At 40.2% G+C, this 12,786-nt stretch carries 14 protein-coding genes; 8 read left to right on the top strand and 6 right to left on the bottom strand.

What is annotated here, in order from left to right:
• The first annotated feature begins 31 nt into the window (after nucleotides 1-31).
• From gntK to JOC74_RS08350, 3 genes are all read left to right on the top strand, one after another.
• Nucleotides 32-1,573, top strand: coding sequence for a gluconokinase (gntK, locus tag JOC74_RS08360; protein ID WP_053604145.1), 1,542 nt, complete (start codon nucleotides 32-34; stop codon nucleotides 1,571-1,573).
• 224 nt (nucleotides 1,574-1,797) lie between these two features.
• Nucleotides 1,798-3,078, top strand: coding sequence for an Nramp family divalent metal transporter (locus JOC74_RS08355; RefSeq protein WP_082364015.1), 1,281 nt, complete (start codon nucleotides 1,798-1,800; stop codon nucleotides 3,076-3,078).
• Between the two features lie 248 nt (nucleotides 3,079-3,326).
• On the top strand, nucleotides 3,327-3,956 hold the full coding sequence (locus JOC74_RS08350; RefSeq protein WP_053606105.1) for a LysE family transporter: 630 nt from the start codon (nucleotides 3,327-3,329) through the stop codon (nucleotides 3,954-3,956).
• On the opposite strand, the gene JOC74_RS08345 is transcribed toward JOC74_RS08350, so the two are convergent.
• A complete protein-coding gene (locus JOC74_RS08345) occupies nucleotides 3,949-5,289 on the bottom strand; it encodes an amino acid permease (protein WP_053604144.1) in 1,341 nt (446 codons plus the stop codon). The two genes, JOC74_RS08350 and JOC74_RS08345, sit on opposite strands and share 8 nt — an antisense overlap.
• Before the next feature lie 123 nt (nucleotides 5,290-5,412).
• Between JOC74_RS08345 and JOC74_RS08340 the strand changes: the two genes are divergently transcribed.
• Complete coding sequence (locus JOC74_RS08340) at nucleotides 5,413-6,120, top strand: SGNH/GDSL hydrolase family protein (RefSeq protein ID WP_053604143.1); 708 nt, start codon at nucleotides 5,413-5,415, stop codon at nucleotides 6,118-6,120.
• A 19-nt stretch (nucleotides 6,121-6,139) separates the two neighbouring features.
• On the opposite strand, the gene cotJC is transcribed toward JOC74_RS08340, so the two are convergent.
• From cotJC to katA, 4 genes are all read right to left on the bottom strand, one after another.
• Complete coding sequence (gene cotJC, locus JOC74_RS08335) at nucleotides 6,140-6,709, bottom strand: spore coat protein CotJC (RefSeq protein WP_053604142.1); 570 nt, start codon at nucleotides 6,707-6,709, stop codon at nucleotides 6,140-6,142.
• 17 nt (nucleotides 6,710-6,726) lie between these two features.
• Complete coding sequence (locus tag JOC74_RS08330) at nucleotides 6,727-6,987, bottom strand: spore coat protein CotJB (RefSeq protein ID WP_053604141.1); 261 nt, start codon at nucleotides 6,985-6,987, stop codon at nucleotides 6,727-6,729.
• A gap of 3 nt (nucleotides 6,988-6,990) precedes the next feature.
• Nucleotides 6,991-7,233, bottom strand: coding sequence for a spore coat associated protein CotJA (locus JOC74_RS08325; RefSeq protein ID WP_053604140.1), 243 nt, complete (start codon nucleotides 7,231-7,233; stop codon nucleotides 6,991-6,993).
• A gap of 288 nt (nucleotides 7,234-7,521) precedes the next feature.
• On the bottom strand, nucleotides 7,522-8,976 hold the full coding sequence (gene katA / locus JOC74_RS08320; protein ID WP_053604139.1) for a catalase KatA: 1,455 nt from the start codon (nucleotides 8,974-8,976) through the stop codon (nucleotides 7,522-7,524).
• A gap of 412 nt (nucleotides 8,977-9,388) precedes the next feature.
• Here katA and rpiA point away from each other — a divergent pair, with 412 nt between their 5' ends.
• The 4 genes from rpiA (at nucleotide 9,389) to JOC74_RS08300 (ending at nucleotide 12,154) form a co-directional block, all read left to right on the top strand.
• Nucleotides 9,389-10,066, top strand: coding sequence for a ribose-5-phosphate isomerase RpiA (gene rpiA / locus JOC74_RS08315; protein WP_053604138.1), 678 nt, complete (start codon nucleotides 9,389-9,391; stop codon nucleotides 10,064-10,066).
• 30 nt (nucleotides 10,067-10,096) lie between these two features.
• Entirely contained in the window at nucleotides 10,097-10,960 is an 864-nt protein-coding gene (locus tag JOC74_RS08310) for an aldose epimerase family protein (RefSeq protein WP_053604137.1), read from the top strand.
• Between the two features lie 341 nt (nucleotides 10,961-11,301).
• Nucleotides 11,302-11,601 (top strand): heme biosynthesis protein HemY, encoded by a 300-nt coding sequence (locus JOC74_RS08305; RefSeq protein ID WP_053604136.1) that lies wholly within the window; start codon nucleotides 11,302-11,304, stop codon nucleotides 11,599-11,601.
• A 133-nt stretch (nucleotides 11,602-11,734) separates the two neighbouring features.
• Complete coding sequence (locus JOC74_RS08300; RefSeq protein WP_053604135.1) at nucleotides 11,735-12,154, top strand: organic hydroperoxide resistance protein; 420 nt, start codon at nucleotides 11,735-11,737, stop codon at nucleotides 12,152-12,154.
• A 40-nt stretch (nucleotides 12,155-12,194) separates the two neighbouring features.
• Here the strand turns inward: JOC74_RS08300 and JOC74_RS08295 are convergent, their stop codons facing one another.
• Nucleotides 12,195-12,632 (bottom strand): MarR family winged helix-turn-helix transcriptional regulator, encoded by a 438-nt coding sequence (locus tag JOC74_RS08295; protein WP_053604134.1) that lies wholly within the window; start codon nucleotides 12,630-12,632, stop codon nucleotides 12,195-12,197.
• Between the last annotated feature and the right edge of the window lie 154 nt (nucleotides 12,633-12,786).

The following is a 12,786-nucleotide window of genomic DNA, read 5'->3' as shown; positions in this document are numbered from 1 at the left end:
GATTTCTGTAAGATTAATAGGGGGAAGAGCAGTGAGTTCAAAATATGTAATCGGAGTAGATATCGGCACAACAAGCACGAAAGCCGTTTTGTTTGCGGCTGACGGGACAGTTATTTCAAGCAATGGAATCGAATATCCATTATATTCTCCTACACCTGAAACAGCGGAACAAGATCCGGAAGTCATCTTTCAAGCGGTAATACAATCAGTGAAAAAAAACGTTCAGGAAAGCGAAATCCTGCCAAGTGACATTCTTTGTGTTTCGTTTAGTTCCGCGATGCATAGCGTCATTGCGGTAGATGACAAAGGCAAGCCGTTAACGAAATGCATCACATGGGCGGATAACAGAAGCACCCATTGGACGAAAAAAATTAAAGAAGAGATGAATGGCCATAGCATCTACTTGCGAACTGGCACACCCATTCATCCAATGTCGCCGCTTTCTAAGTTAACTTGGCTAAAGAATGATCACCCTGAACTATTTTCAAAGGCGCATAAATTTATTTCGATTAAAGAATACGTCTTCTTTAAGCTTTTTGGCGAGTATGTAATTGACTACTCCATCGCATCAGCCACAGGGATGTTCAACTTAAAATCTCTGACGTGGGATGAAGAAGCGCTGAATATAGCTGGAGTAACTGAAGATCAGCTTTCGAAGCCGGTTCCGACCACATTTCATTTAAATGGTATAGATGACACGTATGCCAACGAAATGAATCTGCTGCGGTCGACACCTTTTGTTGTGGGAGCAAGCGACGGAGTATTGTCCAATTTAGGAGTGAATGCGATTGAACCTGGTGTCGTTGCTGTTACGATCGGAACAAGCGGCGCCATTCGCGCTGTTACCGACCGGCCGGTAACGGATCCGAAAGGCAGGATTTTTTGCTACGCTTTAACGGAAAAACATTGGGTCATTGGCGGACCGGTGAACAATGGCGGAATGATTTTCAGATGGGTCCGTGACCAGCTGGCATCTTCGGAGGTCGAGACAGCAAAACGGCTGGGAAAAGACCCTTATGAAGTTTTGACAGATATCGCAGCCAGAGTAAAACCCGGATCGGACGGATTGATCTTTCATCCGTATTTAGCCGGAGAACGGGCTCCATTGTGGGATGCGAATGCACGCGGTTCCTTTTTCGGTCTAGGCCTGCATCATAAAAGAGAACATCTGATTCGTTCCGTCCTTGAAGGAGTGATATTAAATTTATATACCGTATTGCTCGCATTGGAAGAATTAATCGGAGAACCGAAGAAAATCCAGGCCACAGGCGGATTTGCAAGATCAGAGCTTTGGCGGCAGATGATGGCTGATATTTTCGACCAGGATGTTCACGTTCCTGAGAGCTTCGAGAGCTCTTGCCTTGGTGCGGCGATTATTGGTTTATATAGCTTAGGTGAAATCGATTCGTTAGACATCGTATCGGAAATGATCGGTGGGACTCATTTTCACAAACCGATTCAGGAAAATGTAGAAATATACAAAGATCTAACTCCGATCTTTATCCGCCAGTCCAGGCTTCAGAAGGAAGAATATGCCGACATTGCAGCGTTTCAGCGGAAATGGGTAAAGTAGTAAATGTAACAAAAAAGCTTCTGTACTGAACAGAAGCTTTTTTGTTTCTAGTTAATAATAAAGAGAGCTTTTCTCAATGTCAGCATTCTTAAAGTGATAATCTCAGTAAAGAACAGCCCTGCGTACAAGCTATTGCTCCTGCTGATAGAAGTATGCAATAATTTAACTAGAAAGGAAAGATTTTTTGTAAGCGGCTCCAAAAAAGAACGCAAGGGGGCAATAGAATGAAAGATAAATTGAATGATAACTCTTACTTTAGTGAAGCAAATCCGGTTCCGCCAAAAACCGTTCGCCAAAAGCTTGCCTTGATGGGGCCAGGGTTAGTTGTTGCTGCTACCGGTGTAGGCACAGCTGATCTGGTTACGGCTATCGTCGCAGGTACTTCTTTTGGAATGACATTTGTTTGGGCAATTGTCGTAGGGGCCATTTTAAAATATTTTTTGAATGAAGGCGTCGGCAGATGGTATCTTGCCACAGGGAAGACCATTTTGCAGGGTTGGCATGCCATGGGAAAATGGGCAACTGGATATTTTGGAATTTACTCAGTCATTTGGGGGTTTCTATATGGAGCAACAGCTTCGTTGACATGCGGCTTGGGCATGCATTCAATGTTTCCGGTTATGCCGATTTGGGCATGGGCAATGCTCCATTCATTGGCAGGGTTTATCCTAGTATGGACAGGACGGTATCTTTTGTTTGAACGGGTGATGACTGTTTTAATCGGAATCATGTTCGTAACAATTATCGGAACGGCTTTTCTTTTTTTACCATCAATCGGTGAATTTTCATATGGATTTGTTCCCAGGGTTCCTGAAGGGTCCCTAATGCTTACACTTGGACTGATCGGCGGTGTAGGAGGAACAATTACAATGGCGTCTTACGGGTACTGGTTACAGGAAAAGGGATGGAAAGGAAAAGGCTGGGTAGCAGTTATGAGGTTGGATGCAAAAACTGCATATGTTATTACGTCCATATTTACACTGGCTGCACTCATTATTGGTGCGAAATTTCTTTTTGGTACCGGAATAGAGATTAAAGGAGATCAGGGACTGCTAAATCTTGCCCAAATGCTTGGAGATGAATTTGGTGCACCGCTCCGCTGGCTGTTTTTAATTGCATTTTGGTCTGCAGCTTTTACTTCATTATTAGGCGTATGGAATGGTGTTCCATATTTATTTGCCGACTTTATAAGAACGATCAGAAGCAAAAATGACACAACAAAACCAGTGACTGAAAATGATCCGGCTTATCGAATTTATCTTGCTTGGCTGACCTTTCCCCCGATGTTGATTTTTTTCTATGGAAAACCGATAGAATTGATTATTTTATATGGTGTGCTCGGTGCGCTGTTTATGCCGTTTTTAGCGACCTCTCTCGTAATTCTTCTAAATTCAAAAAAAGTAGAGCCGGAATTTCGAAACAACTGGATTGCCAATACGGTCTTGATCGGCTGTTTGCTCATGTTTATCGTACTTGGCATCTCTGAGCTTATCGATTTATTTTAAATATTGGTAAAAATTATAATATAAATATATTAAAACATTGATTTCTTCTGTCGATATAGTTTAAGTGTGAAAACTGATCGAACAAGTTGAATCAAAATCAGGTTACTTCCAATCCCAGCCGTCATATCGGCTGGGTTTTTTTCTCGTCTTGCGATCCTTCCGATTATGTAAAACATCGATAAAATGTCGTACAAGCAGATTTGTGTGAATAAGCTAATGTATAAGGTTGGACGGGGGGACGATGAATGATGGGTGTTTTTCTTAGTTACATGTTACTGGGGATTTCACTGGCAGCTCCAATAGGGCCGGTAAATGCAGCCCAATTAAATAAAGGAGTCAAACACGGTTTCTTTCATGCATGGATTTTTGGCATCGGTGCGTTATTAGCAGACGTCACTTACATGATGCTTGTTTATTTCGGAGTAATCAACTTTTTAGATACATCTTTTATGAAGGCTTTTCTCTGGCTGTTTGGTTTTTTTGTATTAACCTATTCAGGAATTGAAGGCTTACTAGGGATTGGAAAGTTTGAAACCAGTATGAGAAATGAGAAAAAAGCAACCTTTTTCAAATCACTCTCTTCAGGGTTCGCCATGTCCATTTCCAATCCTTTAACCATATTGTTTTGGCTCGGAATATATGGTTCGGTTTTGGCCCAGACAGCTTCTGTGGAGAACACCGGGCAGCTTGTTTTTTATAGTGCGGCTATTATCCTTGGAATTTTAACATGGGATGTAACGATGGCGATGATCGCAGGAGGTGCCAGAAGGCTGCTTGCATCAAACGTATTGACTGGCATTACGATTGTATCCTCCATATCGATGATTGCTTTCGGTATTTATTTTGCCGTCCAAGCCTCCATACTGCTGTTTAGTTAATCTTGATAGTTTTTTTCAAGGACAATAACAAGACGATCACAACAAATATTATGCTTGCAAAAAATCCCGGGCGAACGGCTTTCTCGAGTAAGGCTCCGCCTATTGATCCGACGATTATTAATAAACCCAAGAAACCCATAAGCTTTTCCTTAAAAGAAAGAGCAAGAATTTTAAAAGAAGAAATGATGATCGCAAACCAATTATATAATAACAAGATTCCTGCGGCGGTCGTTATATATTCATAAATCGACTCAGGCATTGCCAATGCTGTCAGGATTGAAGCCAATAAACCGGCAGCTGCGAGCGCCAATGAGTTTAATGGCAAGCCTTTCTTTTTGCTCTTAATTGCAAAGAAAGCAGGAGCATCTCCGTCCTCAGCCAGCGTATTGAGCAGGTTGGTGACACCAAATAAAGATGCTGCCATTGTTGAAAACCCGGCAATAATAATCGCCCCGTTAAACACATGAGGAAAAAAAGGAAGACGATAATTGGACAAAGCTGTGACAAAAGGGCTTTCTCTTTCATTAAAGAGCTCATAGGGAATCATAGTAATAGCAAAAATGAGAGATACGACATAGATTACAGTAAGGATAATCAGCATGATCTGACCGGCCTTTGGTGCATCCTCTTTCTTTTTGAGCTGCATGGCCATTAGCCCGATCACTTCAATTCCGCCAAACGCATAAAATGAGTAAATAAGGGAAGACCAAAATCCTGTAAAGCCTTTCGGAAAGAATTGATATAAAGAGAAGAAAGAGATATCTACAGGCTTTGATTTACCGGGAATCCAACCAATCAGTGCTGCTATGGCTAAGACGATAAACATAACAATTGCTGCAATTTTAGCTGCAGTCAACACATTCTCAATTCTATCAAAGCCATTTGTTCCTAATAACACAACAATGATTGAAGCGACAGCGTATCCGGAAGCAAAAAGCCAGAGTGGAACATCACGAAACCAAAATTGCGAGAAAATAGATATAGCGGTCAGCTGGCTGCCCATAATAAGAATATTAGAGAACCAATACGTCCATCCACAGCTAAATCCCGCCCAATTTCCATAGGCTTTTTTTGCATAATAGCAAAACGAACCTTTTTGTGGATCTTTTGCGGTCATTTTAGCCAGCAGATTGAAAACGATATATGTTCCGAATGCTGCCAATAAAAAGGAAAGAACAATAGAGGGGCCTGTCATTTTTATTCCGATACCTGATCCTAAAAAATACCCGGTGCCGATTGTACACCCCACGCCAATTATGGAAAGCTGCCACCATGTTAATTGTGCTTCATTTGATTTCTCTGTTTTGCCGGGATTGCAATGATTTTTATTCAAAGATACTCCCCTCCTTCTTCAGGAGTAGTCTTTGGAATAATTCGGATGAATATGTATATGCTCATTTAATAGTTATTATTTCTGTGTCATTATATGAAAAATTGCAAGAAAAAAGGTGATGCCATGAAAATTATCTGTTTTGGAGACAGTTTAACGAGAGGAGTTTCTTACGTCAAAGGCCGGCTAAGAATAATTAAAGATAACTATCCGGCATATTTGCAGGAATTATTTTCCCGGGAGGAAGGTTTTAATGCTTCTGTAATAAATAAAGGAGTATTTAACGATAATTCAGATCTTCTCTTGAAACGACTAAACAAAGATGTGATAGAAGAACATCCGGATTATGCCATTGTAGCAGTGGGAGGGAATGATTGTAACTTTTTATGGAATGAGGTTGCTGAAAATCCCGATAAAGAGCATCAACCGATCGTGCCGCTTGAGCGCTATTTGGAAAATGTAAAAACGATTGTCACTAAATTGCAATCAGCTGGCATAACACCTGTTATTTTAACTTTGCCTCCTTTAGATCCTGTCCGATATTACACATTTATATCGGGCAATTCGGGCATTTCAATCAGTCATTGGATTGGCAGGATGGGCGGTATCGAGCACTGGCATGGTTTGTACAATCGCAGCTTAAATAAACTAATAAAAGAATTAGGAGTAAGTAAAATTGATGTAAGATCTGCATTGAAAAAAACAGGAGAATTGATTGACTTCATAAGTGATGACGGAATTCATCTTACTTCTAAAGGATATAAAGTGCTGAGTGAAGAGATTTTTCTTTTTTTTCAACAGCTTTCAGACGCGAAAGAAACACGGCATATTTAATATCCGTGTTTTTTCGCAGCTAAAAAATCCTTTTTTGCTCGCGTTCATCTTTTATGATTTCCACTGCTTCTCTGAATCGCTGAGAATGAACGATCTCCCTTTCTCGCAAAAAGCGTAAGCCATCGTTTAAATCAGGGTCATCAGACATGTCAATCAGCCATTGGTAGGTAGCTCTCGCTTTTTCTTCTGCCGCGATATCTTCATATAAATCAGCGATCGGATCGCCTTTTGCTTGAATGTATGACGCAGTAAAAGGAACCCCTGCAGCGTTGTGATAAAACAAAGCGCCGTCATGGTTCGCATAATGATCTCCGAGCCCGGCATCCCTCATTTGCTGTGGCGTTGCATCCTTTGTTAATTTATAAACCATCGTCGCGATCATTTCCAAGTGGGCAAATTCTTCGGTTCCGATATCTGTCAACAGGCCGATAACTTTGTCGGGAATCGTGTACCGTTGATTTAAGTAGCGAAGAGCAGCGGCTAATTCTCCATCCGCTCCGCCGTATTGTTCGATCAAATACTTGGCTAATCTCGGATTACACGTACTTACTCTTACGGGGTACTGTAATTTTTTATCATATGTCCACATAATCTTCTCTCCTTACATTAGACTTGCCAAGGCCAAGGACTGTTTTTCCACAACCAGTATTCATTTGAGCCGTTCAAGCTGTCTTGAGAAAGCGGTCCAAACCTTGATTCGAATTTCTGCTTTAGCTGTTTACTATATTGGGCGTACTGATTAAATTGCTGAATGGCTTGAGAATCAGTGGGATGAGTATCAAGATATAACCTCAGTTCAACAAGAACAAAGTCAACAGCCTGTATTTCCTCCAATTGCTGATAGTACTCTTGTGGCATTTGGGCCATCTCTTACCTTCCTCCCTTTTTATAAGGATTGTCGTAATAATCATAAAAGACAGGCCATAATGTCCCTTTCTTTAAGGCTTCATGAGGCGGAAATTGCTGAAGGTTAGGTGGTTGAAAGCCTAAATAAAGATTGGGAGGAGTACTGTAATACTTAACACCGATCGGAGGGCAAGGATCATAAGGACTACGATAAGGTATATAAGTTTTCGTTTTTGTATAATACGCTTGCGCTTGATTATCTTTCATTTTTATACACCTCGCAAAATCATTTCTCCTCTGATTATATTCAGCCGTTTGATATATATATCTGAAATCTTTTGCATACTAAATATTAGAAGTTATTCCCCTTAACCTATTACATGAAAGTATTCATCAAACCTTCACCTGCTTCACCCGGGCATCATTTTATAATAAAAGGAATGAAACAGGTTACAGATAAAATGGATAAGAATAATAAAAAAACAGCCAAATACATCGGCTGTCTGCACGTAAAAAAAGTATCCACCTTAGGCGGCGGATACTTTTATTTGCTTATTAAACCTGCTGTGGCACTTGCAAACCAAGACCTTTTGCAATACGTGTACCGTATTCTGGATCTGCTTTGTAAAAATGTTGAATTTGACGAAGTTTAATTTCATCTTTTGAAACAGGCTTCATCGCTTCGACGATGTTTTCGACTAGACGAGTGCGTTCTTCATCGTTCATGAGGCGATATAGATCGCCGGCTTGAGTGTAATGATCATTATGGTCGTAAGCTACACTATCGGCTACTCCGGAAACGGCATAAGATGCTGCTTTATTTTCCGGGGATTCTGTCGGGCCATCGTAGCTGTTTGGTTCGTAGTAAACAGAGCCGCCTCCGTTATCATCAAACCGCATTTGTCCGTCACGCTGATAATTTTTCACCTCGTTGCGCGCCCGGTTAATCGGCAAGGCTTGATGGTTGGCACCTACACGGTAGCGGTGAGCATCATGATAGGCAAATAAACGACCTTGAAGCATTTTATCCGGAGAAACGTCAATACCAGGCACTAAAGTTCCCGGTGAGAAAGTAGCTTGCTCAACTTCAGCGAAATAGTTTTCTGGATTTTTATTCAATACCATTTGGCCTACTTCAATTAATGGGTAATCCTTTTGAGACCATACTTTTGTCACATCAAACGGATCAAAACGATAAGTATTTGCGTCCTCTAAAGGCATGATTTGAACATAAAGCTTCCAAGCAGGAAAATCGCCATTTTCAATCGCGTTGAAAAGATCCTCTGTATGGTAATCAGGATTATCGCCTGCGAGCTTAGCTGCAACATCCGAAGCTAAATTTTTTACGCCTTGTTCTGTTTTAAAGTGATATTTAATCCAAACGCCTTCTCCTTCTTCATTGACCCATTTAAATGTATGGCTTCCGAATCCGTGCATGTGGCGGAAGGTTGCTGGAATACCGCGATCGGACATTAAGATTGATACTTGATGAAGTGATTCAGGTGATAAAGACCAGAAATCCCATACCGCGTCAGGATTTTTCAAATGAGTCTGCGGGTGGCGTTTTTGTGTATGGATAAAATCCGGGAACTTAATAGCATCACGGATAAAGAAAACAGGAGTATTGTTTCCTACAAGATCGTAGTTGCCGTCTTCCGTATAAAATTTTACGGCAAATCCGCGGGGATCGCGTACGGTATCGGCAGAACCATTCTCTCCAGCTACTGTAGAGAAACGGATAAACATTGGTGTGCGTTTTCCAACCTCTGAAAAAAGTTTTGCTTTCGTATATTTTGATACATCGTTTGTTACTTCGAAATAGCCGTGTGCTCCGGCACCTTTCGCGTGAACAACACGCTCAGGAACGCGTTCTCTATTAAAATGTGCTAATTTCTCTAGTAGATGAACGTCTTGAATAAGAGTTGGACCACGAGAACCAGCTGTCATCGAATTTTGATTGTCACCGACAGGAGCTCCCCAGCTCGTTGTAAGGTTATTTTTTTCAGCCATGTTAGAATCACCTCATAGTTTTTTATTATAGCTTTTAAATTATAATAATTATAATAACATTTATTAAATTAAAGTCAATGCTATTTTGTAATTATTATAATTTGATTTCTTGAACACTATAAATATATGAATAGAGATATATCTATTAGAACATTGAAGCAATTTTGGCAAGGATAGTTCTTAATAGCAAAAATTCAGCGGCCTTTTGTGAATTTTTTCATTTCTTTAGTAATAAGTCAATTAATTAAGATGTTCAACTGTATAGTTCATAGGTCGCATGGATTGTACGAAATTCCCCGCAGAGGTGTAAAAGTGCGCATTTTTTTTTGGAAAAGAGATTTTAATGGAACTCTTTTCGTGTTGTGCCTATACTTGAAGTAAAATGAAATATTTTTTGATTGGGGGTGATGAAATGATTGAAAAACAGCTCGTCGGAGAAAAGGCAGCGGAGCATATTAAAGATGGCATGGTTGTAGGACTTGGAACAGGTTCAACCTTCTTTTACACGCTGCAAAAGCTCGGTCAGCTTGTAAAAGAGGGCCTTTCCTTTCGCGGAATTCCGACTTCAGTTCGTACGCAAGTGCTTGCAAAAGAAATGGGAATACCCCTAGTAGATTTCAGTGAAATTGATCGAATCGATCTTGCCATTGACGGGGCTGACGAAGTGAATCCGGATCTTGATCTTATCAAAGGCGGGGGAGGGGCCCTGCTTCGTGAGAAAATTATCGCAAAAGCGGCAAAAACGTTTGTCGTTATTGCAGATCCTAATAAAGCGGTTGAGAAGCTTGGAGGATTTCGTTTACCTGTTGAAGTAGTGCCATTTGGCTATCAACTTACAAAACAGCTGATTAGCAAAACAGGGATTGGCCCTGAATTACGAATGGCAAATAAAGAACCTTACGTTACAGATAACGGAAACTATCTTTTTGATTGCAGTATTGGATCGACCCATAATATAAAAGAATTGGAACAGAAGCTGAATATGATTCCCGGTGTTGTAGAAAACGGTCTGTTTATCGGAATGGCAGATATCCTTATCACAACAGATCATGAACAAAATGTTGTCATTAAAAATCGCAAGGAAAGCTGAATTCAATTACAGAAGGGTGGAAGCAAAAACATGTATGATGTGAAGCAATATAAGGATGAGAATTTTACCATTTATGAGCTAATTGATTCGTCAACAAATGCAAGGGTGAAAGCTGCACCTGAAAGAGGCGGGATCATTATCGGATTTGAAGTAGAAGGTAAAGAGCTGCTGTATCTAAATAAAGAAACGTTTTACAATGCTGAAGCCAACGTAAGAGGCGGCATTCCCATTCTTTTCCCGATTTCTGGCCAGCTTGAGAATGGAGAATACGAGTGGGACGGAAAAACATACAAAATGAAAAATCATGGGGTGGCGAGAAACAACTCTTGGAAAGTTATTGATACAAATTCTAACGGTGAAGCAGCCATCACGATGCGTTTGACAAGCACGGAAGAAACGAAAAATTCTTTTCCCTTTGATTTTGAAGTGATATTTACATATGCTTTAAAGAATAATACATTAACAATCCATCAGGAATACCGGAATCACTCAGATTCTGATATGCCGATTTACGCGGGCTTTCATCCGTATTTTAAGACAGCCCAAAAGGAATTAGCCTATCAAACTGATGCAAAAACCTATTTAGATTACAATGATATGAAAACAAAAGAAATAAACGGCACGATTGACCTGACAGACAAGAAAGAAGCACTAGCCTTACTAGATGCGGAAAAGAAAGATATTGTTTTTGAATTGCCGGAAATAGAAAAGAAGGTTCAATTGTCTTACGGCAGCGAGTTCGCTTACGTTGTGCTATGGACAGAAAAGGAAAACGATTTTGTCTGCGTTGAACCTTGGATGGCAAAGACAAAAGAGCTCAATAATAAGGAGGAATTGCTGTTTATTTCTCCTGGAGAAGCGCTAAAAACCTATCTCGAAATCACGGTAGAATAAAATACGGAGCCTCCTATTAGGGGGCTCCGTATTTTTGCGGCAATGAAAGGAGAAAGCTAAATTCCAGATATAATCGTAGAATCGCCGATAAAAAAGAAAAATCGCCGATATATTCAGAGAATCGCCGATAAAAGAGAAAGAAACAGGATAAGGTCGCTCGAAATCACATCGAAATCACCTAAAATCACAAGGGGAAATTCTCAGAAAACGTTTTTCTCATTATACGGTAGAAATAAGTCATACTAAAAAACACCGTCCCATTCCTGAAAGCATGAATTTATTCTTTTTGTATGAGTTATGGCATAATTGCACTATCAATTACAAAAGAAGGCGATTAAACGATGAAGTGTAAAATTAATCGGAATGCAGCAAAAGTATTAAAAAAAATGCTCGATTCTGAGGAAGCAGATGGGAAAATGATCCGCGTGTTTGTCACTCATCAGCACGGAGATCATGCCCATTATGATTTCAAGCTTGATGCGCCGACAGAGAATGACGAAGTAGTAAAAACAGACAAGGATATTGATATTCTCCTTGATAAACGTGAAGAATTCCTGGATGGTATTTGGATTCAGTACTATTATGTGCCACAAGAGGAGTTTGTCATTACCAACCCTTCAAAAGGCAGCCACACCCATTAGAAAAAACAGCAGAGAACTTTTTTCTGCTGTTTTTTCAATTGAGAAAATACCGAGCTACCTCAATTGAAGTTTCAAATTAAATTGCGTACAATATAATTGCAAACAATTAAAATGAAATAAGGAGACGATTCTAATGGCAGAAACAGTGCTAACGACAGCAGTTAAAGCAATTGGTGGAAGAGAAGGAAGAGTAGAATCAGCTGACGGCAACATTAAAATGGATATCGCGATGCCGGGAACTCCTAGAGCTCAAAAGATTCCTGAAGCAACCAATCCAGAGCAGCTGTTTGCTGCCGGATACTCAGCTTGTTTTGATGGAGCCCTGCAGCATGTGGCCAGAGCGGAACGAGTGAAGTTCGAATCCGAGGTGACTGCAAATGTTAGCCTTTTGAAAGTGGATGACGGTTTTCAGATTGCGGTAAAGCTGCAGGTAAAAGGGACGGGTGTTGATAAAGGAACGTTGGAAGAGCTCGTCCATAAAGCACATGATTTCTGTCCGTATTCCAAAGCGACTAGAGGAAATATTGACGTAACGCTTGAGATTGTAGAGTAATGAAAAAAGGTGCCGGCTTGGCACCTTTTACTTACTATTATTATTTTCGTAGTGTTTCTAATAAATTTAGCAAAATAGATTTTAACGTATCAATATCGTTGTTATTATTCCCGATTATTTCAGCGATTCGCAAGGGAACCGAGGAAGCTTTGTTTTTTAATGCTTGTCCTTTATCAGTCAGCTGAATGGTAACAGATCTTTCGTCAAACTCTGACCGCTTCCTATTTATCAAATCATGCTGTTCCATTCGTTTGAGCATGGGAGTAAGTGTTCCGGAATCTAGATAGAGCTGTTCCCCTAATTTTTTTACGCTGAGTTGTTTATGCTCCCATAATAAGAGCAGAACAAGATACTGAGGATAGGTGACATCTAATTCTTCAAGAAGAGGTTTATATTGCTTTGTCATTTCCCTTGAACTTGCATAAAGGAGAAAGCAGATCTGATTTTCAAGCCTTAAATGATCGAATTCTTTTTCCATGGATTTCACCAACTCTTTAATAGTCCTAAGGCTTAGTTAATGTATTAGTTATATTAACGCAAAAATAATCGTAAAGCCAATAGCAGATTCTTTATCGAAAGAAGATGACAATGGAATTACCTTTACAAATAAAAAAGGCACGAGAAATTCGTGC

This window comes from Bacillus capparidis, assembly GCF_017832095.1.
Taxonomy (GTDB): Bacteria; Bacillota; Bacilli; order Bacillales; family Bacillaceae; genus Bacillus; species Bacillus gobiensis.
Note: the sequence above shows the minus strand (reverse complement) of the source record. Positions and strands in the feature narration are given on the sequence as shown.

Excerpts from the sequence above, each read along its gene's own strand:
- JOC74_RS08305 (WP_053604136.1), top strand. The coding sequence starts at position 11,302 with ATGAAGTGTAAAATTAATCGGAATGCAGCAAAAGTATTAAAAAAAATG.
- JOC74_RS08300 (WP_053604135.1), top strand. The coding sequence starts at position 11,735 with ATGGCAGAAACAGTGCTAACGACAGCAGTTAAAGCAATTGGTGGAAGA.
- JOC74_RS08295 (WP_053604134.1), bottom strand. The coding sequence starts at position 12,632 with ATGGAAAAAGAATTCGATCATTTAAGGCTTGAAAATCAGATCTGCTTT.
- JOC74_RS08340 (WP_053604143.1), top strand. The coding sequence starts at position 5,413 with ATGAAAATTATCTGTTTTGGAGACAGTTTAACGAGAGGAGTTTCTTAC.
- JOC74_RS08325 (WP_053604140.1), bottom strand. The coding sequence starts at position 7,233 with ATGAAAGATAATCAAGCGCAAGCGTATTATACAAAAACGAAAACTTAT.
- JOC74_RS08350 (WP_053606105.1), top strand. The coding sequence starts at position 3,327 with ATGGGTGTTTTTCTTAGTTACATGTTACTGGGGATTTCACTGGCAGCT.
- JOC74_RS08355 (WP_082364015.1), top strand. The coding sequence starts at position 1,798 with ATGAAAGATAAATTGAATGATAACTCTTACTTTAGTGAAGCAAATCCG.
- JOC74_RS08330 (WP_053604141.1), bottom strand. The coding sequence starts at position 6,987 with ATGGCCCAAATGCCACAAGAGTACTATCAGCAATTGGAGGAAATACAG.
- JOC74_RS08310 (WP_053604137.1), top strand. The coding sequence starts at position 10,097 with ATGTATGATGTGAAGCAATATAAGGATGAGAATTTTACCATTTATGAG.
- rpiA (WP_053604138.1), top strand. The coding sequence starts at position 9,389 with ATGATTGAAAAACAGCTCGTCGGAGAAAAGGCAGCGGAGCATATTAAA.
- katA (WP_053604139.1), bottom strand. The coding sequence starts at position 8,976 with ATGGCTGAAAAAAATAACCTTACAACGAGCTGGGGAGCTCCTGTCGGT.
- cotJC (WP_053604142.1), bottom strand. The coding sequence starts at position 6,709 with ATGTGGACATATGATAAAAAATTACAGTACCCCGTAAGAGTAAGTACG.